Raw genomic sequence first — 24,362 nt, 5'->3', positions numbered from 1 at the left:
AATCAGGCGGCCGTGGAACGCGCCGACTGCGCCTGTGCACTGACATGGGCGTTCGCCCGGCTGCGGTTGCGCAGCACGATGAACACCAGCAGGCCCAGCAAGATCAGCGGTGAACCCAAGAGCGCGCCCACGCCCAGCAGGCTGGCGATCACCACGCCCATCACGCCCAGCACGAGGAGCAGCGGCAGCGCCACGCCCAGCAGCAGCACCAGCGGCAGCACGACCACGCAGACCGCGCTGGCCACGAACAGGCCGATGCTGGCGCCCAGCCAGTCGCCTAAGCCATTGCCGCCGAGGAAGAGCTCCTCGTCGTTGACCACGATGTGCATGTCCGAGCCGTGGTGATGCAGCAGCGCGAAGCCACCGAACATCGCGGCCAGCACCATCAGCGCGGTGCCGATGAACAGGATCTTGAACAGGGTCTTCATGCTGACGCTCCTTCGTCGTTGCGGCTGCGGTAGGGCACGGTGATGGTGACCACGGTGCCCGAGGGTTGGTTCTCGGTGACGGTGACGGCGGCCTTGTTGCCATGCAACAGCTGCAGGCGCTCGCGGATGTTGGCCAGGCCCACGCCGGTGCCGCTGGTGGCTGCGCGGCCGAAGCCCAGCCCCGTGTCGGCTACCGTGACGGCCAGCTTGCCGTGCACGATCTCGGCCTTGACGGTGAGCTTGCCGCCTTCAGCCTTGGGCTCCAGGCCATGCTTGATGGCGTTCTCCACCAGGCCCTGGATCATCATGGGCGGGAACTCCGCCGACATCAGGCCGTCGGGCACGTCGATCTCGGTCTGCAGGCGCTCTTCCATGCGCATCTTCAGGATCTCGAGATACGGCCGGATCACGGCCAGCTCACGACCCAGGTCGCGCACGGCGCCATTGGCGTTGGCCTCGCGCATGGTGGGCATGGACGCCCGCAGCAGCGCGATGAGGTTCTTCTGCATCTGGCTGGCGCGAGGCGGGTCGACCTCGATCAGGTGGTCGATGCTGGCCAGCGTGTTGAACAGGAAGTGCGGCTCCACCTGCGCCTGCATCGCGGCCATGCGGGCCTCGACGACCTGGCGCTTCAGCGCCTCGCTTTCGGCGTTCTCGGCGGCCTGCGCGGCTTTCACCTCGGCCTGGATGCGGCCCTTGTACATGGCCTTGATCACGGCCGAGGCCAGGATCCACAGGATGGCCAGGTCCACCAGGGAGTCACCCGCCTGCACCACGGTCACGCGCTTGCGGCTCTGGGCGTTGCGCGATTCCTCGATGGCGTCCTGCAGTGCAGCCTGGGCGTCGGCCGCCTCCTGCTGCGCCTGCTCGACCTCGTTGGCTTCCTGCTTGAGCTGGTCGAGCTGGTCCTTGGCCTGGTCGATGGCGGCGCGCACATCCTCAGGCTTGGCGCTCTTGGGGAAGTCGATCGAGATGGCCGGGGCCGGGGCGTCAGCCTTGGGCTCGCCGTTGTCTTCCACGGCGCTGGCCGCCGAGGCGGCGGGCACCGGCTGGATGCGGATGCCGCGCTCGTCGATCTTGACCTCGTAGTGGATGCCCTTGTCGCCGAACTTCTTGCCGACCTTCTCGGCCGCCTTGTCGACCGCCTGGCGGGCCCGCTCGGCGGCCTTCTTGGCGTCAGCCTCCAGCTTGGCCTGGCGACGCGCGGCGCCATGGTCATGCTCCTCGACCTGCTCGCTGATGCGCCAGGTGAAGGGCGGCAGGTTCTTCAGCACGTTGACGCCGATCATCAGCGCCAACGACAGCAGCACGAAACGCCGCCAGCTGATGCCCACCAGCCAGCCGGCGTAGGCGTGGAAATAGCGCACGGCGGCGGCCGAGAAGCGCTGCCAGCGCTCGATCCAGAGCTGCTGCTGGGGGCTGGGAGTGAAGGAGGTGCTCATGGCGGAATCTTGTCGTTGGAGCCCACTGTACGCAGCCGCTGCAGCCTGCGTGGGCCCGAGGCGACACGCCGGTCAGGCCGGGGGACGAACTGCAGGAGGCGGCGACAGGCCGTTGCAGGCCGGGCACCCGGCGGCGGAAGACCCCGGGAATCCGTCACGAATTGGCAGCCTGCCGGCCGCCAGCCCGGGCGTCAGACGGGCTCGGGCTTGCGCAGGGGCGGCACCGGCGGCACGACGATGCGCGGGCCGGCATAGCCCTGGACGCCGCCGAAGCGCCCGCCGTCCTCGCGGGCCCAGTCCTGCGCCCAGGCGGCCATCTCCGCCGGCTCGCGGCCGACGAAGTTCCACCACAAGAGCGGCGGCTGGGGCCAGGGCGTGCCGCCCAGCAGCAGCAGGCGCGCCGCCGCGCTGCAGCGCAGCTCGACCGAGGGGCAGCCCGGGCCGACGTAAAGCAACGTGCCGGGCTCCACCGTCTCGACGGCGTCGTGCCCGGTGGGCGCGACCTCCACAGCGCCTTCGAGCAGCATGAAGCCATGCTCGAACGCCGGCTGCAGCGCGAGCACCGCATCGGCCGGCCCGTCGGCGACCAGGTCGACGCCCAGCAGCGGCGTGAAGCTCGGCACCGGGGAGCGCTGGCCCGCCAGTTCACCGACGAGCACCGTGCCCTCAAAGCCACCCACGCCGCAGCGCGGCAGGTCCGGGAAGTGCTGGAAGCTCGGCGCGCGCTCGCGCTCGGCGTCGGGCAGCGCGATCCACAGCTGGGCCAAGTGGATGCGGTCGGTCAGCGACTCCTCGCTGTGGCTGATGCCGTGGCCGGCCGTCATCAGGTTGACCTGGCCGGCGCGCAGCACCTGCTCGGAGCCGAGGCTGTCGCGGTGCAGGATCTCGCCTTCAATCATCCAGCTGAAGGTCGACAGCCCGGTGTGGGGATGCGGCCCGACGTTCATGCGCCGCTCAGGCGGCAGGGTGGCCGGCCCGGCATGGTCGGCAAAGCACCAGGCGCCGATGACGCGGCGCCCCTTGTTCGGCAGCGCACGCTGGATGGGGATGCCGCCGACGTCGCCGACGTGGCTGGTGATGCGTTCGACATGCAGGCTCATGCGGTGCTCCGGTGGCGGATGTGGGCGACAAAACCTTCGATGAAGCTGCGCAGTTGGTTGAGCAGCTTCTCCTCGGTCAGGTGACCGTCGGCATCGAAGGCCGCGCTGGCATGCGACAGCATCAGCCGGCCGCCGAACCAGGCGTCACAGCCGAAGGCCCGCAGCACGCTGAGCATGGCGTCCTGGGCCTGCACCGTGCCGAAGCCCCCGGGCGTGGCGCCGACGACGGCCACCGGCCTGCCGCCGAAGAGCCGGGCGCCCTCGCCGCTCGGGCGCGACAGCCAGTCCAGCCCGTTCTTGAGCACGCCAGGAATGCTGTTGTTGTACTCGGGCGTGGCGATCAGCAGGCCGTCAGCCGCGCGAATGGCCTCGCGAAGCGTCGTCACGGCGGCCGGGATGCCCTCGGCCTCCAGGTCACCGTCGTACAGCGGAATGCCGTGAAGCGTGCGGACCTCGATCGTGACGCCGTCCGGCGCCAGGGCCGCGGCGGCCCGCAGCAGGGCCGTGTTGTAGGAGGCGCGCCGCAGCGCACCACTCAGGGCGATGATGTGCATGCGGGCATGATGCCAGCCCCACGGAGACCTCCATGCACCGATTCACCTTGCCCGACATGAGCTGCGGCCATTGCGTGGCTGCCATCACCGAAGCACTGAAGGCCGCCGACAGCCAGGCCCGCATCGAGGTCGACCGCGAAGCGCGCACCGCGGCGGTCGAGAGCCAGCTGCCCCGCGACGCGCTGGCGCTGGTGCTGACCGAAGCCGGCTACCCACCGGCACCGGCCAGCACCGCGGCCTGAGGCCTCAGGCGAACCGGAACGGCAGCTCCCGCTGGCGTTGCCCCGTGAGGCGGGCCACCGCATTCGCGAGGGCCGGGGCCAGCGGCGGCAGGCCGGGCTCGCCCATGCCCTTGGGCAGGTCGTTGCTGGGCACGATGCTGACCGTCATCACCTTGGGGGCATCCGTCAGGCGCGGCATGGCCATGTCGTAGAAGTTGTTCTGCTCCACGGCACCGTCCTTGAAGGTCACGTGATGCGTCGGCATCGTGGTGCCCAGGGCCATGATGGCCGCGCCCTGCACCTGCGTCTCCACCGCGCGCGGGTTGACGCACAGGTTGCAGTGCACGCCGGCGTGCACTTCCTGCAGCACCGGCTGGCGGTCCTTGCCCTTGCCCTTCATGCTGGCCACGACGACATAGGCCACCACCGACTCGAAGCTCTCGTGCACCGCCACGCCCCAGGCCTGGCCGGGCTTGAGCTTGCGTTTGCCGTAGCCGCTCTTGTCGACGGCGGCCTGCAGCGCCGCGCGATGGCGGTCGGCCTTGGGGTTGCCGGCCATCAGCTTCATGCGGTAGGCGACCGGGTCCTGCTTGGTGCTGAACGCGATTTCGTCGACCAGCGTCTCCATCACGTAGGCGGTGTGGGTGGAGCCCACCGAGCGCCACCACAGCACCGGCACGTTGACATCGGGGTGATGGACGCTGAGGTTCATCGGGATGTCGTAGGGGTCGCGCATGCCTTCGGTGGTGGTGCCGTCCACACCCTTCTGGTAGCCGAAGCCTTCCAGCGGCGAGCCCTTCAGGATGCTCTGGCTGACGATGCGGTGCTGCCAGCCGAGCACCTTGCCGCTGGCATCGAAGCCGATCTCGGCGCGATGCACGGTCATGGGCCGGTAGTAGCCGGCCTTGATGTCGTCCTCGCGGCTCCAGATCACCTTCACCGGCATGGGCTTGCCCGCCTGTTGCAGGGCCACGGCAACCGCTGCCGCCTCGCGCGGCCATTCGGTCGCGGGCGTGGCGCGGCGACCGAAGCCGCCGCCCGCCATCTGCACGTTGATCTGCACCTGCTCGGGCTTCAGGCCCACGGCCTTGGCCAGGGCCATGGCGTCCAGGCCCGGCATCTGCGAGGCGTAGTAGAAGTCGCAGCGGTCGGCCTTCAGGTCCACCGTGCAGGCCAGGGGCTCCATCTGCGCGTGGTTGAGGTAGGGGAAGACGAAGTCGGCGGTGATCTTCTTCGGCGCCTTGGCCCAGGCGCTGGCGTCGGCCTGGAACTCAGGCTTGGGCGCCGGCGTGCCGGGGGTCTTGGCCAGGGCCAGGTATTGCTTCGTGAGTGCGGCGGTGTCGGGTTTGCCGACACGGGCGAGGTCCCAGTCGACCTTGAGCGCCTCGCGCCCCTTCTTGGCGGCCCAGTAGCCGCTGGCCACCACCGCCACGCCCTGGCCGCCACGGTCCAGCGGCACCGGCAGCACGGCCTTCACGCCCTTGACCTTGAGCGCCTCGCTGGCATCGAGCTTGGCCACCTTGCCGTTGAAGACCGGCGGGCGCTGGATGACGGCCACCGCCATGCCGGGCAGCTGCACGTCCATGCCGTAGGCCTGGTGGCCGGTGCTCTTGGCCTGGCTGACCACCAGACCAGTGGGCTTGCCGATGAGCTTGAAGGCCGACGGGTCCTTCAGCGTGACGGCCTCGGGCACGGGCAGCTTCATGGCCGCATCGAAGAACTCGCCATAACCGGCCGACTTGCCGGCACCGCTGATGACCCCGTTCTCGGCCTTCAGCGACGCTGCCGGCACGCCCCAGCTCTGCGCCGCCGCGGCCAGCAGCATGGCCTTGGTGCGGGCACCGAGTTCGCGGTACTGCGTGTAGCTGTTCTTGATGGAGTTGGAGCCGCCGGTCAGGTGCATGCCGAACATCGGGTCGACGTAGGCGCCCTTCTGGTCACCAAAGCCGGTGCGCACCTTGGACCAGTCGGCGTCCAGGTCTTCGGCGCAGAGCATGGCCAGGCCGGTCTCGATGCCCTGGCCCATGTCCATGCGGTTGCACAGGATGGTGGTGGTGCCGTCCGGCGCGATGCTGATGAAGGCCAGCGGCTGCTCGGTCGGCTTGCTGCCGGGTTTGGCGGCCGGCTGGCCCTGGGCCAGGGCCGCGCCCGGCAGCAGGGCGAGACCAACGGCGCCGCCCACCGAGGTGGTGACGAAGCCGCGGCGGGACAGGCCGGCGGCACGCGCGGGGCCGGCGGTGAGGAGCTGGTCGATGCGATGGGGATTGAGCATGTCGTTCTCCTCAGGCCAGCGTGGCGGCTGCCGCGTGGATGGCCGCACGGATGCGGGTGTAGGTGCCGCAGCGGCAGAGGTTGCCGGCCATGGCCTCGTCGATCTGCGCGTCGGTGGGCTTCTTGTGGGTCTTGAGCAGGGCCACGGCGCTCATGACCTGGCCGCTCTGACAGTAGCCGCACTGGGCCACGTCATGCGCCACCCAGGCCGCCTGCACGGCCTGGCCGATCTTGTCGCTGGCGATGCCTTCGATGGTGGTGACCGGGCCCTGCACGCTGGAGATGGGCGTCATGCAGCTGCGCACCGGAGCGCCGGCCACATGCATGGTGCAGGCACCGCACTGCGCGGCGCCGCAGCCGAACTTGCTGCCGGTGAGCTGGAGTTCTTCGCGCACGGCCCAGAGCAGGGGCATGTCGGGGTCGGCGTCCAGGGAGACGGCGCGACCATTGACGGTCAGGTTGATCATGAGGGAGCTCCCGGAGGCTAGGAAATCGCGCGACTCTAGCCAGAAGGTATGTCCATGGCCACCAGTCAGGCATTGCCCTCAGACCTTGCCCCGACCTGCCCTCGCCCGGCTTCAAACCCGCGCGTACTTGGCCAGGGCCTGCAGCAGGGCCGCCAGGCTGATCGGCTTGGTCAGATGGGCATCGCAGCCAGCGGCGAGCGACTGCTGCACGTCGGTGTCGAAGGCATGAGCCGTGAGCGCCACGATCGGGGTGCGCGGCAGGCCCTCGGCCGCCTCGATGGCTCGCCACTGGCGGGTGGCAGTGAGGCCGTCCATCACCGGCATCAGCATGTCCATCAGCACCAGGTCGAAGGGCGCCTCGCGCAGGGCCTGCAAGGCTTGCTCGCCATCGGCTGCACGGGTGATGCGGTGGCCCAGCGGCGCCAGCATGCCCTCGATGACGAGCACGTTGACCTCGCTGTCCTCTGCCAGCAGCAGCGACAACGCCCGGCTGGGCGCGACGCGGTCGGCGCGCGGTTCGATCAGGTCGTCATGCGGCGCGCGCGCCTCGGGCAGGTCCAGGCTGACGACGAAGCGGCTGCCCTCCCCGATGCGGCTCTGCACGGTCACGTCGCCACCCATGAGCCGGGCCAGGCTGCGGGTGATGGTCAGCCCCAGGCCCGTGCCACCGAAGGCCGCCGCGATGTCGGCATCGGCCTGCTCGAAGGGCTGGAAGATGCGCTCCAGCCGGTCCGGCGCGATGCCGATGCCGGTGTCCTGCACACTGATCTGCACCCGCCCCGGCCCGGTCGGTCCGTGCTCGCGGGTCAGCTCCACGGTCACGCCGCCGCTGCGGGTGAACTTCAGCGCGTTGCCCACCAGATTGGTGACGATCTGCGCCACCCGCTGCTGGTCGCCCAACACCCAGCCGGTGGCCTCCGTGCGGGCGAACACGCGCAGCCACAGCCCCTGGGCCTGGGCGCGGTCGCGCAGCAGCTCCAGCTGCAGCTCCACGAGATCCACGAGGTTGAACGGGTGCGAAGCCAGCTCGAGCCGGCCGCTCTCGATGCGCGCGTTGTCCAGCAGGTCGTTGATGAGCGCAAAGACCTGCCGGCCCGCATGGCCAAGCACCTCCACCTGATGCGCCTGCTCGGGCCGCAGCGGGGAACGCGCCAGGATGTCCGAAAAGCCCAGCACGGCATTCATCGGGGTGCGCATCTCGTGGCTGACATGCGCCAGCAGCTCCGTCTTGGCGCGGCTGCGCGCCTCGGCCAGCTCCCGCTCCCGGGTGAGTTCGCGCTCGCGCCGGCGCGCCTGTCGCTCATGCTCGATGGCCGTGGCCAGCAGCGCCAGGCCCAGCAGCAGCACACCTAGCGCCGGCGAGGCCAGGAGGCCCTGGCTGGCCGCCGTCCAGGGCAGCGCCACCAGGCCGATCGCCCCCAGGCCCGCGGCCAGCGCCTGGCGGCGCAGCAGCAAGGGCAGCGCCCCCAGGGCCAAGCACAGCGCCTGCAGCGCCCACACGGCCGCCCCCTGGTCACGCAGCAGGGGCAGCGGCTCGACCCCCAGTGCCTCGAAGACGGCCGCGTTGAAGGCCGCACCGGACCAGCGCCCCTGAGGCGTCATGACCTCGTCGGCAAAGAAGGCGCTGCTGCCGACGAAGATGCTGCGACCGGCCAGCAGCTTCGCCAGCTCGGGGTCGTCCACGCCGCCCAACGCCGCGCGCATCAGGCGCTCCCACGGTACGCGCGGCGCGGCATCGTCGCCCCCGGGCGGCAACGCGGGCAGCCGCAGGCGCAGACGCCCCAGCTCGTCGACCGGCCAGCGACGGCCACCCGAGACCACGGCGCCCGCCTGGACCTGCCAGCTGCGCACCCCGTCAGCCCGCAGGCGCGCCGCCAGGGCCAGGCTCGGCAGGCTGCGCCCCTGCACCCGGTGCAGCAGCGGCAGCCGGCGCAGCAGGCCGTCGTCGTCCAGCGAGGTGGAGATGACGCCGAGGCTCGCCGGCTCGGTCAGCGCGTCCAGCAAGGGGTCGGCGGGTGCGGTCAGGCCATCCCAGTCCAGGCCCGGTGCGCCATGGAGGCCGAGACGCACCAGGGCCTGCTGCTCGGCCTGGCCCGCCGGCGCCAGCTCCACCGCCGCGGGCTGGCGCAGGCCGGCCGCCGCCAGCACCACCGGCGGGCCGGCTGCGAGCGCCCGGGCCAGGCGCGCATCGCCCTCGCGCGGGCCGGCGAACACGATGTCCATCACCACCAGTCGCGCGCCCACCTGGCCGAGGTAGTCGAGCATCACCGCGTACACCTCGCGGGAGTACGGCCACTCGCCCAGCGGCTCGCGCAGCGCGCGCAGCGAGGCATCGTCGATGTCCACCACCACGGTGGTCGGCGCGGCGGCAGGCAACGCGGTCGCGCGCAGCAGGGCGTCGCCCAGCGCCCGGTCGATGCGCGCCTGCGCGCCGGTCAGGCTCAGCAAAGCCCACAGCGCCAGCGCGGCGGGCAGGGCGAGCCAGGGCCAGCGCTTCAAAGCAGCGGCACGGCCAGCAGCGGCAGCAGCCACAGCCAGCGCGGGTAGGGCTGCTCGATCGTCTGCGTCTGCCCCCAGGGACCGGCGGCACCGGCGGCATTGAAGGCGCGCGCCCGCAGGTAGTAGGTGCCGGGCGAGGGCTTGGGCAGCACGGCCTCGGGCTTGTCGGTGCTGATGCGCTGGACGCTGGCGCCATCGAAGGCTGCGGTGGCGGCCCACTCGAGTTCGTAGCGCACCACGCCCGTGTCAGCACGCCAGCGCAGCTTGAGCTGGTCGCCGCTGACCTCCGGCTCGGCCGGCGGTGGCGCGGGCGGCGGGGGCTGCAGCTCGAAAGTCTGCGCGTCGCCAAACGGCCCGGCGCGCCCGCTCGCGGTCACGGCGGCCACACGCCAGTGGTAGGCGCCGTCCGGCAGCTTCGCCTCAAAGCCGGCAGCCGACAGCGGCGGCGGTTGCAGCACCAGATCGCGGAAGCCCGCGTCACGGGCGATCTGCAGGCGCACGTCAGGGGCCTCGGTGTTGCGCGTCCAGGCCAAGGCCATGCTGCCGCTGTAGCTGATGGCGCCCGGCGCGGGCGCCTGGACGAAGGGCGGCTCGGGCCGGGCCTGCAGGCTCACATCCACATCGGCAGCTCGCCCTTCCTGGCCTTGGGCGTCGATGGCACGCACACGCAGCATGTAGTCGCCATCGGGCAGATCGCGGGCCTCGGGCCAGGCGACGGCGGGCTCGGTCACGCGGGCGTCGAGCAGCAGCCGGTCCGCATCGCCACGCGGGTAGAGCTGGGCGCGCCAACCGGTCGCGCCCGCAGGTGACGCCGCCCAGGCCAGGCGCAGCGGCAGGCGCTCGACGACGCGCGGCGTGGCGCTGACATCGGGCGCCGCCAACAGGGGGCTGACGCTGCGCGCGCCGCCCTCGGCCAGCAGGCCCTGGCCGGCTGCCACGTCGGCCTTGAGGCCGTCGGCATGCACCGCGCCCGACAGCACCTGCATGCGGCTCTGCGCCCCGGCCGCCTGCACGCGGAACTCGGTGCCGCGCACACCCAGGTTGACGTGCGGCGTGCGCACTTCATAGAGCGGCACGCGCTGGGCATTCGGGGTGACGCGGCTGTCGGCGCCACCTTGCTGCACGCCAATGCGAACCGCCGGGATCGCGTTGCGGCCGAGCACCAGCAGCTGGTCCAGCGTCACATCACTGTCAGCCGGGATGAGCAACCGCGAGCCGTCGGCAAACCGCAGGCTGGCGCTGGACTGCGCCCCGGTGCGGATGCGGTCGCCACTCTGCAGGGGCGCCCCGGCCGACAGCGGCTCGGCAGCGCTGCCGCGCTGGCGGGTGACCTGCCCACGCACGAAAAGCGTCTCGGCCACGCCGGCCTCGCGTCGGAGCCAGGCCACCGGCATGCGCAGGGTGCTGCCGGGCACCAGGCGCAAGGGGTCGGGCACGCGATTGAGCTTCTGCAGGTCTCGCCAGGAGCGCGGCGCCGCCAGCCAGTTCTCGGTCAGCGTGATCAGCGTGTCACCGGGCTGGATGCGGTAGCGCCAGTCGGCGTCCGGCGCTTCGGTCTGCGCGCGCAGCGCAGCGCTCGCGAGCAGCCATCCCAGGGCAATCCAGACTCTCATCGGTCTCATCGGTGCCTCCTTCCCTTGCAAGAAGAAAGATCGTAGAGCGACAAGCCCCGGCGCGCGGCGCCAAAAGCGCCCCGCAGGCCCCGCAAACCCCGCCATGCCCCTCAAGTGAAGGACGCGCGCGGGCGGCTTCAGTGCTGCGCCAGCGCGTCCTGCAGACGTTCTCGCAGTCGGCGCAGCCGGGCCAGCTCGGCGTCGGGGGCCTGCAGGGCGGGCCAGAGCAGCGCCACCAGGTCACGCGCGCTGGCCTCCACGTCGATCTGCCGGCCGGTGATGACCACCTCCCACAGCATGTGCTCCATCGGCCCGAACACGAGCGACCGCAGCAGCCGCAGCGGGATGTCGCGCCGCACCTCGCCGCGGGCCTGGCCGCGGGCGAGCAGGTCCATCAGCGGCGCGGTGTAGCGGCGCTGGAGCTCGACGAAGCCTTCGCCCAGGTCCTGGCCGCCCTGGCCGGCGTCCTTGCGACCTTCCGACAGCACCAGCGCGCACAGCCCCGTGCCCTGGATGAGGAAGAGACGCAAGTGCGTGAGCACCACGAACTCCAGCTGCTCGCGCACGGGCTTGTCGCGCGGCAGGCCGGCCTCGATGGCGGTGATGATCTCGTCGTACCAGTCCTGGATGACGCGCATGCACAGCTCGCGCTTGCTGCGAAAGTAGGTGAACACCGTGGCCTCGGACACCCCCAGGCGCTGCGCCACCTCGGTGGTGGTGGCGCGCTCGAAGCCGTGCTCGGCGAACACCTCGCGGCCCACGCGCAGGATGTCGCGCACCCGCTGCTCGGCCTTGGGGCCGGCGGGCGAACGGCGCTGGGGCGGGGTGGCGACGGAGCTCATGGCGGCGGATTCTGCGCAATTCTTGAGTAATGCTCAAGTCATCGTTGCGACCTCTTGGCCTCTCGTTTATCCTGGCGCCCTTCGCACGGCTCACGAGGCCGTCACACCCTCAAGTTGAGCTTTGCTTAAGCAAAGCCGTCCCGGAGACACCATGCCGGTCCTGACCACCCAGCTCAATCCCCGTTCGGCCGACTTCAAGGCCAATGCCGACGCCATGCGCGGGCTGATCGACGACCTGAATGCCAAGCTCGCCCAGATCGCCCAGGGTGGCGGCGAGGCCGCGCGCGCCAAGCACACCGCCCGCGGCAAGCTGCTGCCACGCGACCGCGTGGAAATGCTGCTCGACCCGGGCACGCCCTTCCTGGAAATCGCACCCCTGGCCGGCCTGAACCTGTATGACAACGCCGCACCCGGTGGCGGCGTGGTGGCGGGCATCGGCCGGGTGTCGGGCGTGGAATGCGTCATCGTGTGCAACGACGCGACCGTGAAGGGCGGCACCTACTACCCCATCACCGTCAAGAAGCACCTGCGCGCGCAGGAGATTGCCGACCAGAACCACCTGCCCTGCCTCTACCTCGTGGACAGCGGCGGCGCCAACCTGCCCAACCAGGACGAGGTCTTCCCCGACCGCGACCACTTCGGCCGCATCTTCTACAACCAGGCCAACCTGTCGGCCAAGGGCATTCCGCAGATCGCGGTGGTGATGGGTTCGTGCACGGCCGGTGGCGCCTACGTGCCCGCCATGAGCGACGAGACCATCATCGTCAAGAACCAGGGCACTATCTTCCTGGGCGGCCCGCCGCTGGTGAAGGCGGCCACCGGCGAGGTGGTGAGCGCCGAGGACCTGGGCGGCGGCGACGTGCACACCCGCCTGTCCGGCGTGGCCGACCACCTCGCGAACAACGACACCCATGCGCTGGCCATCGCACGCCAGTCCGTCGCGCGGCTGAACCGGACCAAGCCCGCCCCGCTGGCCCTGCAGGCACCGCGCCCGCCCGCCTTCGACCCGGCCGAGCTGCACGGCGTCATCCCGACCGACACCCGCAAGCCCTTTGACGTGCGCGAGGTCATCGCCCGCCTCGTGGACGGCTCCGAGTTCGACGAGTTCAAGGCCCGCTACGGCGCCACGCTGGTCTGCGGCTTCGCGCACATCGAGGGCATGCCGGTGGGCATCGTGGCCAACAACGGCATCCTGTTTGCCGAGAGCGCCAACAAGGGCGCGCACTTCATCGAGCTGTGCTGCCAGCGCAAGATCCCGCTGGTGTTCCTGCAGAACATCACCGGCTTCATGGTGGGCCGCAAGTACGAGAACGAGGGCATCGCGCGGGCCGGCGCCAAGATGGTGACCGCCGTGGCCTGCGCCCAGGTGCCCAAGTTCACCGTCATCATCGGCGGGTCGTTTGGCGCCGGCAATTACGGCATGTGCGGCCGCGCCTACTCGCCCCGCTTCCTGTGGATGTGGCCGAACGCGCGCATCTCGGTCATGGGCGGCGAGCAGGCGGCCAGCGTGCTGTCCACGCTGCGCCGTGACGCCATCGAGGCCAAGGGCGGCCACTGGAGCGCCGAGGAGGAAGAAGCCTTCAAGGCCCCGCTGCGCCAGCAATACGAAGACCAAGGCCACCCCTACTACGCCTCCGCGCGGCTGTGGGACGACGGCGTCATCGACCCGGCCGACACCCGCCGCGTGCTCGCCCTGGGCTTGTCGGCCTCGTTGAATGCGCCGATTCCCGACACGAAATTCGGCGTGTTCCGGATGTGATGCGCGTGCGACGACCCCTCCTCATTGCCATGCTCGCCGCCGCGCTGTCGGGGGCAGCCCACGCCAAGCTCGTCGAGCAGCAGTTCGACCTGCCTGTGCACGTGACCAACGCCTGGGGCAAGGCGGTGGCCCAGCCCATCCGCGTGACGGTGTTCTTCAACGACGAGACGCCGGCGCCCCACCCCGTGCTCATCCTCAACCACGGCCGCGCGGTGGATGCCGAGGGCCGCGCCGCGCTGGGCCGCGCGCGCTACTCCGACGCCTCGCGCTGGTTCGCCGACCGCGGCTTCCTGGTGGCGCTGCCGACGCGCATCGGCTACGGCGTCAGTGGCGGCGAAGACGTCGAGGACTCCGGCAACTGCAACAACCGCATGTACCCGCCGGCCTACCGCGCGGCAGCCGACCAGAGCGTGCAACTGCTGGCCGAGCTGCTCAAGCGTGACGACGTGCTGAAGGACCGCACCGTGGTGCTGGGGCAATCGTTCGGCGGCGCCACCGCCGTCACGCTGGCCTCGCTGAATCCGTCGGGTGTGGTGGCGGCCATCAACTTCGCTGGCGGCGGCGGCGGCGACCCCAAGGCCCACCCCGAGCAGCCCTGCGGCCCGGCCCAACTGCGCCGCATGTTTGCCAGCTACGGCGAGACGGCGCGCGTGCCCATGCTCTGGGCCTACACCGAGAACGACCGCTTCTTCGGCCCCACGCTGCCGCGCGAATGGTTCCAGGCCTTCCAGGCCGCGGGTGGCCGGGGCGAGTTCAAGCAGTTTCCGCCGCACGGCGAAGACGGGCACAGCCTGTTCTCGCGCTTTCCGCAGGTGTGGCAGCCCGTGGTGGCCGACTTCCTACGGCGCCAGGGCTTCGACATCAAGGACTGAACCATGCCCACGCTGCGCCCGCTGCGCGACACCGACTCACTGGTCGAGCTGACCGCGCTGCTGCATGCCGCCTACGCCAGCCTGGCCGCCCAGGGCTGGAACTTCACGGCGGTCAACCAGCCAGTGGACGTGACCCGCCAGCGCCTGGCTGACGCGCAGGCCTTCGTGGCCGAGCGCGACGGGCGCCTGGTGGGCACCGTGGCCGTGCGCGGCCCCAAGCCGGTCGGCGAGACCTACATCGGCGACGAGACACCACAGCTGTACACCACGCCCGGCACGGCCATCCTGGCCCAGCTCGGCGTGCACCCCGACTGCCGCGGCCTCGGACTGGGCGAGCGCCTCATCGAGGCCGCCGAAGGCTGGGCCCGCGCCCAGGGCTTCACACAGATCGCGCTGGACACCGCCGAACCCGCCACGGCCCTGCGCCAGCGCTACGAACGCCGCGGCTACCGCACGGTGGGCGGCGTGCAGTGGCAGGGCAAGACCTATGCGAGCGTGTTGATGGTGAAGCCCCTGGCGCCGGAGACCACGGCATGAGGCCGTGCCGTTGCTGGCTGCTGCTCGGCGTGGCATGGGCCGTGCTGAGCAGCGCTGTGCAGGCGCAGGCGCCCGCAGCCGCTGTGCCAGCCGCAGCGGCCGCGTCCGCCCCCGAGCGGCTGCAGGCCGACGTGCGTGAAGCCATCGTGCGTGTGCCGGCCCGGGTGGAGGACGCCTTCGGCAAGACAGTGCAGGGTGAGCTGCTCGTCACCACCTTCCGCCCGCCGGGCCCGGGCCCCTTCCCGCTGGTCGTCATCAGCCATGGTCGGGACACAGCCCGGCGCGCCGAGTACAAGCGCATGCGGTATGAATCCGCCGCACGCTACTTCGTGCGCAAGGGTTTTGCAGTGGCCGTGCCGCTGCGCCTGGGCTACGGCGAGCTGGCGAGTGCCGGCGACCCCGAGAGCAGCGTCTCCTGCGAAGCCCCGCGCTTCGGCGCCGCGCTGCGCGCCGCCGCCGAACAGATCTTGACGGTGCAGGCTTTCATGGCCCGGCAGCCGGACATCGACGCCAGCCGCACCGTGCTGGTCGGGGTGTCGGTCGGGGGCATTGCCACCCTCGCCGCCACGTCGGCGCACGTGCCAGGCCAGGTGGCTGCAATCAATTTTGCTGGCGGTCACGGAGGCGATCCGGAGAAGCACCCTGGCGACCCGTGCCAGAGCGACCAACTCCGCCGGCTCTACCGCGCCTACGCCGAGGGCAACGCCCGGACGCCGCCGCCCACCCCGACGCTGTGGATCTACGCCGAGAACGACCAGTTCTTCAACCTGGGCCACGCACGACGCTGGGCCAAGGCCTATGCCGAGGCGGGCGGCCAGGTGGACCTGCGCGTGCTGCCCGCCTTCGGCACCGATGGCCACAAGCTCTTCACGGCCGGCAACGACGTCTGGCAGCCGCTGGTCGATGAATTCCTGGCGCCTCTGGGCTTCGCGCCACCAGGCCGTATCGCGTCGCCCCCGCTGGCCGCCCCGCTGGCCGGCGAGTCCAGTGCGCCCGAGGGCAGCAAGGCCGAACAGCTCGTCGGCTTCCAGAAGTTCCTGGCCGCCAAGCTGCCCCGCGCCTTCGCCATCGACGGTCAGGGCCACTGGGGCTATGCCAGCGGTGACGATGCGCTGTCCCGCGCGCTGGCGTTCTGTGGGCGCAACATCCGAACCGACGCCAGCGGCACGCCGGCTTCGGCCTGCCAGCTCTATGCCGTCGACGAGCACCTCGTCCGGAGTTCGCCATGACCTCGCCTCTCTTGATCACCCGCCACGGGCATACCGCCCGCGTCACGCTCAACCGGCCTGACGTGCGCAACGCCTTCAACGCCGAGCTCATCGCCGAGCTGACCGGCGCCTTCACCACGCTCGGCCAGGACGCCAGCCTGCGGGCCATCGTGCTCGCCGCTGAAGGCAAGGCCTTCTGCGCCGGGGCTGATCTGAACTGGATGAAAGCCATGGCCGGCTACTCGTGGGAGGAGAACCACGCCGACGCCAGCCGCCTGGCCGACATGCTGTGGGCGATCTATGCCTGCCCCGTGCCCGTCATCGCGCGGGTGCAGGGCGATGTGTACGCGGGCGGCGTGGGGCTGGTGGCCTGCGCCGACATCGTGGTCGCGGTCGACAGCGCCGGCTTCTGCCTCAGCGAGGCCAAGCTGGGCCTGCTGCCGGCCACCATCGGCCCGTACGTGGTCAAGGCCCTGGGCGAACAAGCCTCGCGCCGCTACTTCGTCACGGCCGAGCGCTTCAGCGCGGCCCAGGCGCACCGGCTGGGACTGGTGCATGAGGTGGTGGCGGCCGAGGCGCTGGACGCCCAGGTCGACGAACTCACCGCGGCCTTGACCGCCAATGGCCCCGCCGCCGTGCGCGCCTGCAAGCAGCTCGTGAAGGACGTGGCCGGCCGCGAGATCACGCCCGCGCTGCGCGACGACACGGCCCGCCGAATTGCCGACATCCGCGCGAGCGCCGAGGGCCGGGAAGGCGTGCAGAGCTTCCTGAACAAGACCCGCCCCGGGTGGCTGGCCGGCTGAACATGCTCTACCGCTACAGCGTCAACCTCACGCCGCCACCGGCCGACCCGGTGGTGAAGCAGGGCCATGTCTACTCCGAGTTCGTGCTGGACCTGCCGCCGGCCTGGCAGGCCCAAGCGCACGCGGGTGACAACACCGTGGCCTTCCACGAGCCGGCGGCCGACGCCGCCCTCATCGTGTCGGTGGACTTCATCGAGAGCGGTGCCACCGACCTGCAGGCCCTGGCCGCCGAAGTCATCGCCCGACGCCTGGCCGCCTTGCCCGCCGCCACGCCCGGCCTCTGGCAGACGCTGCAGCAGCAGGTGCGCCCGCATCGCAGTGGCGCCGGCCTGGAGCTGTCTTTCGCCGCCGAGCTGCCGGGCGAACAGGTGGCGCTCTACCTTGGCTATGCGACCCCGCGCAAACTGCTGCACTTCCTGATGCTCTGCGGCCCCGATCGCGCGGCTGCGGTGGCCCTGTTCAACGCCACGGTGCCGCAGTTCCAGCCGCGCCTGCCCTGACCCGAACGATGACCGCCCCCGACCTCGCCCAACGCAGCCGCGCCGCCGTCTGGCATCCCTGCACGCAGATGGCACGCCTGGCCCAGGTGCCGCCGCTGCCCATCGCCCGCGGCGAGGGCCCCTGGCTCATCGACACTGACGGCCGCCGCTACTTCGACGCCAATTCGTCCTGGTGGGTCAACCTGTTCGGCCACAGCGACAAGGCCCTGCATGACGCCATCAAGGCCCAGCTCGACACCCTGCCCCACGTGATGCTGGCCGGCTGCACGCACGAACCCGCTGTGCGCCTGGCCGAGCGGTTGTCGGCCCGCACCGGCGGGGCGCTGGGCCATGCCTTCTTTGGCAGCGACGGGGCGAGCGCCGTAGAGATCGCACTCAAGCAGAGCTTTCACAGCTGGAAGAACCGCGGCCAGCCCGAGAAGCGCGAATTCGTCTGCCTGCAGAACAGCTACCACGGTGAGACGCTCGGGGCGCTGAGCGTGACCGATGTGCAGGTGTTCCGCGATGCGTATGACCCGCTGCTGATGCGCGCCCACATCGTGGCCTCGCCCGATGCGCGGCGCGGCAACGAGGCCGAGGCCCTGGCCGCGATGCGCGCGCTGCTGGCCGAGCGGCATGCGCAGATCGCCTGCGTCATCGTGGAGCCGCTCATCCAGGGCGCGGCGGGCATGGTGATGTACTCGCCCGAGTACCTGCGCGGCCTGCGGGCGCTGACGCGCGAGTTCGGCGTGCACCTCATCGCCGACGAGATTGCGGTGGGCTGTGGGCGCACCGGTACCTTCTTTGCGTGGGAGCAGGTGGCCGGCGCGGCTCAACAACACAGCCACAGAGGCACAGAGACACAGAGGCGCTCGGCCCCTGCGCAGGACTGGCCCGACTTCATCTTGCTGAGCAAGGGCATCACTGGCGGCACGATGGCGCTGTCGCTGGTGCTCACCACCGACGAGGTCTTCGACGCCTTCTGGAGCGAGGACGTCACCCGGGGCTTCCTGCATTCGCACAGCTACACCGGCAACCCGCTCGCCTGCGCGGCGGCCAATGCGGTGCTGGACCGCTTCGATGCCGGCTTGCTGGACGACACCCGCGCCCAGGCGGCGCGCCTCACGCGCGCCTTCGCGCCGCTGGCCCCACGCGTGGCTCATCTGCGCCAGCGCGGCATGATCCTGGCCTTCGATGTGCCGAACGCCCCGCCGCGCTTCGCCGAGACCTTCCACCTGAAGGCCCGTGCGCACGAACTGCTGATCCGACCGATCGGCAGCACCGTCTACCTGATGCCCCCTTACCTGATCGACGACGCGACCGCGGCCTTCCTGGCCGAGGCCGTGACGGCGACCTTGAACGATGTCCTTGCTTGATCACCTGAGCGCCAAGCTCGCCGCCGTCTCGGCGCAGAGCCTCAAGCGCAGCCTGCGGCGCGCCGACACCGGCACGGCGCCGCGCCAGACCGTCAATGGCCGTGAGCTGCTGATGTTCTGCTCGAACGACTACCTGGGCCTCGCGGCCGAGCCCGCCGTGGCCGAGGCGCTGGCTGAAGGCGCGCGTCGCTGGGGCGGCGGCTCGGGTGCCTCGCCGCTGGTCAGCGGCCACAGCGCCGCACATGAGGCCGTGACCGACACGCTGGCACGCTGGTACGCACCCCACATCCCGCAGGCGCGCGCCATCGGCTTTTGCACGGGCTACATGGCCAACCTCGCGGTCGTCACGGCGCTGGGCGACGAGCACACCGAGATCTTCTCCGAGCAGCTCAACCACGCCTCCCTCATCGACGCCGCGCGACTGGCCAAGGCCCGTGTCACTCGCTATGGCCACGCCGACGTGGCGGGCCTGCGCACGCTGCTGGAAGCCAGCACCGCCCAGGTCAAGCTCATCGTGACGGACGCCGTCTTCAGCATGGACGGCGACCTCGCGCCCCTGCCCGCTCTGCTGGCGCTGGCGAATGAGTTCGACGCCTGGCTGGTGGTGGACGATGCCCACGGCTTCGGCGTGCTGGGCGCCCAGGGCCGCGGCTCGCTGGAGCACTTCGGGCTGCGCAGCGAGCGCCTCATCCTCGTCGGTACGCTTGGCAAGGCGGCAGGCCTGGCGGGCGCCTTCGTTGCGGCACACACCACCATCGTCGAGTACCTGCTGCAGGCGGCGCGCAACTTCATCTTCTCGACGGCGTCGCCACCGGCGGTCGAGCATGCGCTGCTGACCAGCTTCGCACTGATCGAGGGGCCGCTGGGCACGGCGCGCCGCGCCAACCTCGCCCGGCTGCAAGGCCAACTGCGTGCCGGGCTCGTCGCGCTGATCGAACGCCACCCGCGGCTGGGCTGGTCACTCACCGAGGCCACCACGCCCATCCAGCCGCTCGTCATCGGCGGCAATGCCGAAGTGATGGCGCTGGCCGCAGCGCTCGAGGCCGCCGGCCTGCGGGTGCCGGGCATCCGACCGCCCACGGTCGCCGCCGGCACGGCACGGCTTCGCATCACGTTGTGCGCCACGCACACCGCGGCCGACGTCGACCAGCTGCTCACCGCGCTGGGCCGCGCCGCCGCGGAGCTCGATGCCTCGGCGCCCCCGCCTCACGCGGACGAGAGTTTGGCGAAAGCCCTCTCGTACACCGGTTGAGTCTTGATCGCGCCGTCCATGGCGCGCTTGGCTTTCATGTAGGCGGCATGGATGGGCTTGAGATCCTCCTTGCCGACCTTGATGTCGCCGGTGGTCAGCTGGGCCAGCTCCTTCAAGGCGACGTCGAGATCCTCGGTGAAGCCCTTCATGACGGCATTGACACGCGCGAAGTCGGTCAGCTTGGCCACGAGGGCCGCGTTGCCAGCGCCCAGCTTGATGGCGCCCTCCGCGGCCTGCTCCAGGTCGGTCACGAGCTTCACGAAGGCGGTGATGCCGTTGATGAAGCCCTTCTCGGCCACCGGGTCCAGCGTGGCCTTGTACCGGTTCATGTCGATGCGCAGCGCCGCGATGCCCGCCTTGATCTTGCCCAGCTCCGGCGTCTTGCTCTTCATCGCCGCTTCCAGACTCTTGATGAGCGGCTCGAAGCCCATCTTGCCGCCAGGCTTCTTGCCGCCCCGCACCTTCTCGGCGTCGAGCTTGATCTTCTGCCAGACGGAAACGAGCGACGCACCCTTGTCGAAAATACCCATGCTGACTCCTGTTGCTGATTCCAGCTGCTGGTTCGCCCGACGGGATAGCCGCCGCAACCACCAGCGCCTGTGTGGCCGAGTCCACCCGAAAAGTTCCCCGACATGAGCCGCGCCTACTTCATCACCGGCACCGACACCGAGATCGGCAAGACCTTCACGGCCGCGGCGCTCACGCATGCGTTCAGCGAGCTGGGCCGCCGCGTCACGCCCATCAAGGCGCTGGCGGCCGGGCAGGAGCTCGTCGGCGGGCGATGGGTCAACGAAGACGTGGCCACGCTGCATGCGGTGCAGCGCCTGGGGCTGACCGAGTCCCAGGTCGGCCCGCTGCAGTTCCGCGAGCCGTGCGCGCCGCACATCGCCGCGCAGCTGGAAGGCCGGCGCATCGAGCGCGAACCGCTGCTGGCTTCCCTACGCGCCACCGCCGCGCTGGGCGACCTGGCGCTGGTGGAAGGCGCTGGCGGCTTTCGCATCCCGCTGGCCGAGGGCTGGGACTCGGCCGACCTGGCCGTGGACCTCGGCCTGCCGGTCATCCTGGTCGTGGGCCTGCGCCTGGGTTGCATCAACCATGCACTGCTGACCGCGGAGGCGGTGCGCGCCCGCGGCCTGCGCCTGGCCGCGTGGGTGGCCAACACCGTGGACCCGCGTCAGCCCCACGTCACCGACAATCTGCAAGCTCTGCAGGCGGGCCTTGGCGCCCCTTGCCTGGGGCATGTTCCACGACTGCCCCACCCGGTCGACCCCGCCGCTGCCGCGGCCCATCTGAACGCCGACGTGCTCGGCGCCCTGCTCGAATGAACCAGATCCAGACCCTCACTCCCACCACCGATGCCGACCGCCGCCAGGCCACGCCCTGGACGGTCGACGCCGTGGCTGCGCTCTTCGAGCTGCCGTTCAACGACCTGCTCTTCCGCGCACAGACCGTGCACCGCGCGCACTTCGACGCCAACGCGGTGCAGCTCTCCACGCTGCTGTCGATCAAGACCGGCGGCTGCGAGGAAGACTGCAAGTACTGCCCGCAGTCGGCCCACTTCGACACCGGCCTGAAGGCCGAGAAGCTGATCCCGCTGCAAGAGGTGATGGAAGCCGCCCGCGCCGCCAAGGCCAATGGCGCCACGCGCTTCTGCATGGGCGCGGCCTGGCGCTCGCCCAAGCCCCGCCACCTGGAAGCCATCGGCGAGATGATTTCCGAGGTCAAGGCGCTGGGCCTGGAGACCTGCCTCACCGCCGGCATGCTGGAAGACGGCCAGGCCGAGCAGCTCAAGGCCGCAGGCCTGGACTACTACAACCACAACCTCGACACCGCGCCCGAGTTCTACGGCCAGATCATCACCACCCGCACCTATCAAGACCGCCTGGACACGCTGGAGCGCGTGCGCCAGCAGGGCATGAAGGTCTGCTCGGGCGGCATCGTCGGCATGGGCGAGACGCGCCGCCAGCGCGCCGGCCTGCTGGTGCAACTGGCCAACCTCGACCCCTACCCCGAGAGCGTGCCCATCAACAACCTCGTGCAGGTGGAAGGCACCCCGCTGGCCGGCACCGCGCCGCTGGACCCGCTGGAGTTCATCCGCACGATCGCGGTCGCCCGCATCACCATGCCGCGCGCCATGGTGCGCCTGTCCGCCGGCCGCGAGGAAATGCCCGAGACCATGCAGGCGCTCTGTTTCCTGGCCGGTGCCAACTCCATGTTCTACGGCGACAAGCTACTCACCACCAGCAACCCGCAGGCCGAAAAGGATCGCGCGCTGCTGGACCGCCTGGGCATGCGCTGCGCGACCGAGTCAGGCCTGGCGACGGATGCGGCGGCCAAGGTCGACCTCTGCCGCCACTGACATGCGCGCTGCCATGACGGCGATGGCCGCAACCCTCTGCCTGTCAGGCTGCGGCCTGCTGTACGACATCGGTCAACAGCACGCGTTCGACCAGTGCGACCGCGCCAGCAGCCCGCAAGACCGCACGGCCTGCCGCAAGGCCAACGGCCAGAGCTACGACGATTACGAGGCTCAGCGCAAACGCCTGAAAGAAGGAAAGCCTGGCTGAACCCCTGGCTCTGCTGCCGCCCACGCCAGTGACCCTGGCCCCGAGAACAAGCCTGTAGAAGGTTCACAAGACCGGAGACAAGAGAGATGTTCAAGAAGATCCTGATCGCCAACCGCGGCGAAATTGCCTGCCGCGTCGCCGCCACGGCCCGCCGCCTCGGCATCCAGACGGTCGCCGTCTACTCCGAGGCGGATGCCAACGCCTTGCATGTGAAGGCCTGCGACGAGGCTGTGCTGATCGGCGGCCCGGCGCCGCGCGACTCCTACCTGCAGTGGGAACGCATCCTGGCCGCAGCCAAGGCCACGGGCGCCGAAGCCGTGCATCCGGGCTATGGCTTCCTGAGCGAGAACGAGGCGTTTGCGCAGGCCTGTGCCGACGCGGCCGTCGTCTTCATCGGCCCGCCGCCGAGCGCCATCCAGGCCATGGGCCTGAAGGCCGAATCCAAGCGGCTGATGGAAGCCGCCAAGGTGCCGCTGGTGCCCGGCTACCACGGGGCCGACCAGGACCCGGCACTGCTCAAGCGCGAAGCCGATCGCATCGGCTACCCCGTGCTCATCAAGGCCAGCGCGGGCGGCGGCGGCAAGGGCATGCGGGCCGTCTTCAGCGCTGACGAGTTCGACGCCGCGCTCGCCTCGTGCAAGCGCGAAGCCATCAACAGCTTCGGCGACGATGCGGTGCTGATCGAGCGCTACGTGCAGCGCCCCCGCCATATCGAGATCCAGGTGTTCGGCGACACGCACGGCGACTGCGTCTATCTGTTCGAGCGCGACTGCTCGGTGCAGCGCCGCCACCAGAAGGTGCTGGAAGAAGCGCCTGCCCCCGGCATGACGCCCGAGCGCCGCGCGCAAATGGGCGAGGCCGCCGTCGCCGCCGCCAAGGCCGTCGGTTATGTGGGGGCGGGCACCGTGGAGTTCATCGCGGAGCAGGACGGCCGCTTCTACTTCATGGAGATGAACACGCGGCTGCAGGTGGAGCACCCGGTAACCGAGGCCATCACGGGGCTAGACCTCGTGGAATGGCAACTGCGCGTGGCGGCCGGCCAGCCCCTGCCGCTGAAGCAGCACGAGTTGCGCATGCACGGCCATGCCATCGAGGCCCGCATCTGCGCGGAGAACCCCGACGGGGGCTTCCTGCCCGCCACCGGCACGCTGGACGTGGCCCGCTGGCCGGCTCACGTGGCGTTCCAGCGTGGCGAGGTGCGGATTGACGCCGGCGTACGCGAGGGCGACGCGATCAGCCCCTACTACGACTCGATGATCGCCAAGCTCATCGTCTGGGGCGAGGACCGCGCGCAGGCGCTGGCCCGGCTGGACGCGGCGCTGCGCGACACCCACATCGTCGGCCTGCACACCAACGTGGCCTTCCTGCGTCGCTGTGCAGCCACCGCGTCGTTCTCGGGCGCCGACCTGGACACCGGCCTCATCGAACGCGAGCGCGCCGTGCTCTTCGACCAGCCGGGCCTGCCGCTGCGCGTCTCGGCGGCGGCCGTCGTCGCGCACACGCTGGCCGTCGAGGCCGCCACGCAGGGCGCCGACCCGTGGAGTGCCCGCGACGGCTGGCGCCTGTTCGGGTCGGCCACGCGCCGCTTCGACCTGGACGCCGGCGACAGCCACCATGCGGTGCTGCTGTCGCGCCACCACCGCGGCGGCATGACCCTGACGGTCGACGGCCAGGCCGTGGACTTCGCGGTGCAGTCGCTCGACACCGAGACGCACGAGCTCTTCCTGGCCGGCGAGCGCCTGCGCGTGAAGACCTACGCCCAGGGCGAGCGTGTCGCCGTGTTCGGCGCCCAGGGCTCGGCCGTGCTGACCGAGGTGGACCTGCTGGCCCACGCCGGTGACGGTGCGACTGAGGGCGGGCGCCTGACCGCCCCGATGCCGGGCAAGCTGGTGGCCTTCCTGGCGCAGGCTGGCGACACCGTCAGCAAGGGCCAACCGCTGGCCGTGATGGAGGCGATGAAGATGGAACACACCATCTCCTCGCCCCGCGACGGCACCGTGGCCGAACTGCTGTTCGCCGTGGGTGACCAGGTGGGTGACGGGGCGGAACTTCTGCGGCTTGAAGCATGACAA

General features: G+C 70.7%; 23 protein-coding genes. 13 read left to right on the top strand and 10 right to left on the bottom strand.

The features are described from left to right. Positions 1 to 2: 2 nt before the first annotated feature. The 4 genes from CDO81_RS28010 to CDO81_RS09115 all read right to left on the bottom strand — a co-directional run bounded on the left by CDO81_RS28010 (position 3) and on the right by CDO81_RS09115 (position 3,524). A complete protein-coding gene (locus tag CDO81_RS28010) occupies positions 3 to 428 on the bottom strand; it encodes a hypothetical protein (RefSeq protein WP_088482863.1) in 426 nt (141 codons plus the stop codon). Continuing rightward, positions 425 to 1,870 (bottom strand): sensor histidine kinase, encoded by a 1,446-nt coding sequence (locus CDO81_RS09125; RefSeq protein WP_088482862.1) that lies wholly within the window; start codon positions 1,868 to 1,870, stop codon positions 425 to 427. Before CDO81_RS09125 ends, CDO81_RS28010 begins: the two co-directional genes overlap by 4 nt. Positions 1,871 to 2,061: 191 nt before the next feature. Further along, positions 2,062 to 2,970 carry a pirin family protein gene (locus tag CDO81_RS09120; protein ID WP_088482861.1) on the bottom strand — a complete coding sequence of 303 codons (909 nt, stop codon included), beginning with the start codon at positions 2,968 to 2,970 and terminating at the stop codon, positions 2,062 to 2,064. Then, a complete protein-coding gene (locus tag CDO81_RS09115; RefSeq protein WP_088482860.1) occupies positions 2,967 to 3,524 on the bottom strand; it encodes an NADPH-dependent FMN reductase in 558 nt (185 codons plus the stop codon). The genes CDO81_RS09120 and CDO81_RS09115 overlap by 4 nt, the downstream gene beginning before the upstream one ends. A 32-nt stretch (positions 3,525 to 3,556) precedes the next feature. Here CDO81_RS09115 and CDO81_RS09110 point away from each other — a divergent pair, with 32 nt between their 5' ends. Next, positions 3,557 to 3,766 carry a heavy-metal-associated domain-containing protein gene (locus CDO81_RS09110; RefSeq protein ID WP_088482859.1) on the top strand — a complete coding sequence of 70 codons (210 nt, stop codon included), beginning with the start codon at positions 3,557 to 3,559 and terminating at the stop codon, positions 3,764 to 3,766. Between the two features lie 4 nt (positions 3,767 to 3,770). Here CDO81_RS09110 and CDO81_RS09105 read toward each other — a convergent pair whose 3' ends face one another. From CDO81_RS09105 to CDO81_RS09085, 5 genes are all read right to left on the bottom strand, one after another. Then, entirely contained in the window at positions 3,771 to 6,017 is a 2,247-nt protein-coding gene (locus CDO81_RS09105) for a xanthine dehydrogenase family protein molybdopterin-binding subunit (RefSeq protein ID WP_088482858.1), read from the bottom strand. Between the two features lie 10 nt (positions 6,018 to 6,027). Next, complete coding sequence (locus CDO81_RS09100; protein WP_088482857.1) at positions 6,028 to 6,483, bottom strand: (2Fe-2S)-binding protein; 456 nt, start codon at positions 6,481 to 6,483, stop codon at positions 6,028 to 6,030. Positions 6,484 to 6,594: 111 nt separating this feature from the next. Next, positions 6,595 to 8,982: a CHASE2 domain-containing protein gene (locus CDO81_RS09095; protein WP_158218208.1), complete on the bottom strand. Its 2,388-nt coding sequence runs from the start codon at positions 8,980 to 8,982 to the stop codon at positions 6,595 to 6,597. Then, positions 8,979 to 10,604 carry a FecR domain-containing protein gene (locus CDO81_RS09090; protein WP_158218207.1) on the bottom strand — a complete coding sequence of 542 codons (1,626 nt, stop codon included), beginning with the start codon at positions 10,602 to 10,604 and terminating at the stop codon, positions 8,979 to 8,981. The genes CDO81_RS09095 and CDO81_RS09090 overlap by 4 nt, the downstream gene beginning before the upstream one ends. Positions 10,605 to 10,732: 128 nt before the next feature. After that, positions 10,733 to 11,437 (bottom strand): TetR/AcrR family transcriptional regulator, encoded by a 705-nt coding sequence (locus tag CDO81_RS09085; RefSeq protein ID WP_088482854.1) that lies wholly within the window; start codon positions 11,435 to 11,437, stop codon positions 10,733 to 10,735. Between the two features lie 151 nt (positions 11,438 to 11,588). Between CDO81_RS09085 and CDO81_RS09080 the strand changes: the two genes are divergently transcribed. The 8 genes from CDO81_RS09080 to bioF are packed head-to-tail and all read left to right on the top strand — an operon-like array spanning position 11,589 to position 19,723. Then, complete coding sequence (locus CDO81_RS09080) at positions 11,589 to 13,196, top strand: carboxyl transferase domain-containing protein (protein WP_088482853.1); 1,608 nt, start codon at positions 11,589 to 11,591, stop codon at positions 13,194 to 13,196. Next, positions 13,196 to 14,068 (top strand): alpha/beta hydrolase family protein, encoded by an 873-nt coding sequence (locus CDO81_RS09075; RefSeq protein WP_088482852.1) that lies wholly within the window; start codon positions 13,196 to 13,198, stop codon positions 14,066 to 14,068. Before CDO81_RS09080 ends, CDO81_RS09075 begins: the two co-directional genes overlap by 1 nt. A gap of 3 nt (positions 14,069 to 14,071) precedes the next feature. Further along, positions 14,072 to 14,605: a GNAT family N-acetyltransferase gene (locus CDO81_RS09070; RefSeq protein WP_088482851.1), complete on the top strand. Its 534-nt coding sequence runs from the start codon at positions 14,072 to 14,074 to the stop codon at positions 14,603 to 14,605. Further along, the gene (locus CDO81_RS09065) at positions 14,602 to 15,834 is read left to right on the top strand and encodes an alpha/beta hydrolase family protein (RefSeq protein ID WP_088482850.1); all 1,233 of its coding nucleotides are present in this window, start codon (positions 14,602 to 14,604) and stop codon (positions 15,832 to 15,834) included. Before CDO81_RS09070 ends, CDO81_RS09065 begins: the two co-directional genes overlap by 4 nt. Next, a complete protein-coding gene (locus tag CDO81_RS09060) occupies positions 15,831 to 16,616 on the top strand; it encodes an enoyl-CoA hydratase/isomerase family protein (protein WP_088482849.1) in 786 nt (261 codons plus the stop codon). Before CDO81_RS09065 ends, CDO81_RS09060 begins: the two co-directional genes overlap by 4 nt. Before the next feature lie 2 nt (positions 16,617 to 16,618). Then, entirely contained in the window at positions 16,619 to 17,116 is a 498-nt protein-coding gene (locus CDO81_RS09055) for a hypothetical protein (protein WP_158218206.1), read from the top strand. An 8-nt stretch (positions 17,117 to 17,124) separates the two neighbouring features. Then, on the top strand, positions 17,125 to 18,471 hold the full coding sequence (locus CDO81_RS09050; protein ID WP_088482847.1) for an aminotransferase class III-fold pyridoxal phosphate-dependent enzyme: 1,347 nt from the start codon (positions 17,125 to 17,127) through the stop codon (positions 18,469 to 18,471). After that, positions 18,458 to 19,723 (top strand): 8-amino-7-oxononanoate synthase, encoded by a 1,266-nt coding sequence (bioF, locus tag CDO81_RS09045; protein ID WP_088482846.1) that lies wholly within the window; start codon positions 18,458 to 18,460, stop codon positions 19,721 to 19,723. The genes CDO81_RS09050 and bioF overlap by 14 nt, the downstream gene beginning before the upstream one ends. On the opposite strand, the gene CDO81_RS09040 is transcribed toward bioF, so the two are convergent. Further along, positions 19,678 to 20,253, bottom strand: a complete 576-nt coding sequence (locus tag CDO81_RS09040) for a hypothetical protein (RefSeq protein ID WP_088482845.1) — start codon at positions 20,251 to 20,253, stop codon at positions 19,678 to 19,680. The two genes, bioF and CDO81_RS09040, sit on opposite strands and share 46 nt — an antisense overlap. 102 nt (positions 20,254 to 20,355) lie before the next feature. On the opposite strand from CDO81_RS09040, the gene bioD reads away from it, so the two are divergent. The 4 genes from bioD (at position 20,356) to CDO81_RS09020 (ending at position 24,359) form a co-directional block, all read left to right on the top strand. Further along, positions 20,356 to 21,048, top strand: coding sequence for a dethiobiotin synthase (bioD, locus tag CDO81_RS09035; protein WP_088482844.1), 693 nt, complete (start codon positions 20,356 to 20,358; stop codon positions 21,046 to 21,048). Further along, positions 21,045 to 22,082 (top strand): biotin synthase BioB, encoded by a 1,038-nt coding sequence (bioB, locus tag CDO81_RS09030; protein WP_088482843.1) that lies wholly within the window; start codon positions 21,045 to 21,047, stop codon positions 22,080 to 22,082. The genes bioD and bioB overlap by 4 nt, the downstream gene beginning before the upstream one ends. 13 nt (positions 22,083 to 22,095) lie before the next feature. Next, on the top strand, positions 22,096 to 22,290 hold the full coding sequence (locus tag CDO81_RS09025; RefSeq protein WP_144397175.1) for a hypothetical protein: 195 nt from the start codon (positions 22,096 to 22,098) through the stop codon (positions 22,288 to 22,290). Positions 22,291 to 22,376: 86 nt separating this feature from the next. Further along, a complete protein-coding gene (locus CDO81_RS09020; protein WP_088482841.1) occupies positions 22,377 to 24,359 on the top strand; it encodes an acetyl-CoA carboxylase biotin carboxylase subunit in 1,983 nt (660 codons plus the stop codon). The last annotated feature ends 3 nt before the right edge of the window (positions 24,360 to 24,362 follow it).

Source organism: Roseateles puraquae (genome assembly GCF_002205845.1).
In the GTDB taxonomy this organism is placed as follows: Bacteria; Pseudomonadota; Gammaproteobacteria; order Burkholderiales; family Burkholderiaceae_C; genus Pelomonas; species Pelomonas puraquae.
This window is presented reverse-complemented; position numbering and strand designations above follow the sequence as displayed.

Coding starts and splice junctions, on each gene's coding strand:
- CDO81_RS09125 (WP_088482862.1), bottom strand. CDS start 1,870: ATGAGCACCTCCTTCACTCCCAGCCCCCAGCAGCAGCTCTGGATCGAG.
- bioD (WP_088482844.1), top strand. CDS start 20,356: ATGAGCCGCGCCTACTTCATCACCGGCACCGACACCGAGATCGGCAAG.
- CDO81_RS09085 (WP_088482854.1), bottom strand. CDS start 11,437: ATGAGCTCCGTCGCCACCCCGCCCCAGCGCCGTTCGCCCGCCGGCCCC.
- CDO81_RS09055 (WP_158218206.1), top strand. CDS start 16,619: ATGCTCTACCGCTACAGCGTCAACCTCACGCCGCCACCGGCCGACCCG.
- CDO81_RS09050 (WP_088482847.1), top strand. CDS start 17,125: ATGACCGCCCCCGACCTCGCCCAACGCAGCCGCGCCGCCGTCTGGCAT.
- bioF (WP_088482846.1), top strand. CDS start 18,458: ATGTCCTTGCTTGATCACCTGAGCGCCAAGCTCGCCGCCGTCTCGGCG.
- CDO81_RS09040 (WP_088482845.1), bottom strand. CDS start 20,253: ATGGGTATTTTCGACAAGGGTGCGTCGCTCGTTTCCGTCTGGCAGAAG.
- CDO81_RS09065 (WP_088482850.1), top strand. CDS start 14,602: ATGAGGCCGTGCCGTTGCTGGCTGCTGCTCGGCGTGGCATGGGCCGTG.
- CDO81_RS09115 (WP_088482860.1), bottom strand. CDS start 3,524: ATGCACATCATCGCCCTGAGTGGTGCGCTGCGGCGCGCCTCCTACAAC.
- CDO81_RS09100 (WP_088482857.1), bottom strand. CDS start 6,483: ATGATCAACCTGACCGTCAATGGTCGCGCCGTCTCCCTGGACGCCGAC.
- CDO81_RS09070 (WP_088482851.1), top strand. CDS start 14,072: ATGCCCACGCTGCGCCCGCTGCGCGACACCGACTCACTGGTCGAGCTG.
- CDO81_RS09020 (WP_088482841.1), top strand. CDS start 22,377: ATGTTCAAGAAGATCCTGATCGCCAACCGCGGCGAAATTGCCTGCCGC.
- CDO81_RS09120 (WP_088482861.1), bottom strand. CDS start 2,970: ATGAGCCTGCATGTCGAACGCATCACCAGCCACGTCGGCGACGTCGGC.
- CDO81_RS09025 (WP_144397175.1), top strand. CDS start 22,096: ATGACGGCGATGGCCGCAACCCTCTGCCTGTCAGGCTGCGGCCTGCTG.
- CDO81_RS09075 (WP_088482852.1), top strand. CDS start 13,196: ATGCGCGTGCGACGACCCCTCCTCATTGCCATGCTCGCCGCCGCGCTG.
- CDO81_RS09105 (WP_088482858.1), bottom strand. CDS start 6,017: ATGCTCAATCCCCATCGCATCGACCAGCTCCTCACCGCCGGCCCCGCG.
- CDO81_RS28010 (WP_088482863.1), bottom strand. CDS start 428: ATGAAGACCCTGTTCAAGATCCTGTTCATCGGCACCGCGCTGATGGTG.
- CDO81_RS09060 (WP_088482849.1), top strand. CDS start 15,831: ATGACCTCGCCTCTCTTGATCACCCGCCACGGGCATACCGCCCGCGTC.
- CDO81_RS09090 (WP_158218207.1), bottom strand. CDS start 10,604: ATGAGACCGATGAGAGTCTGGATTGCCCTGGGATGGCTGCTCGCGAGC.
- CDO81_RS09080 (WP_088482853.1), top strand. CDS start 11,589: ATGCCGGTCCTGACCACCCAGCTCAATCCCCGTTCGGCCGACTTCAAG.
- bioB (WP_088482843.1), top strand. CDS start 21,045: ATGAACCAGATCCAGACCCTCACTCCCACCACCGATGCCGACCGCCGC.
- CDO81_RS09110 (WP_088482859.1), top strand. CDS start 3,557: ATGCACCGATTCACCTTGCCCGACATGAGCTGCGGCCATTGCGTGGCT.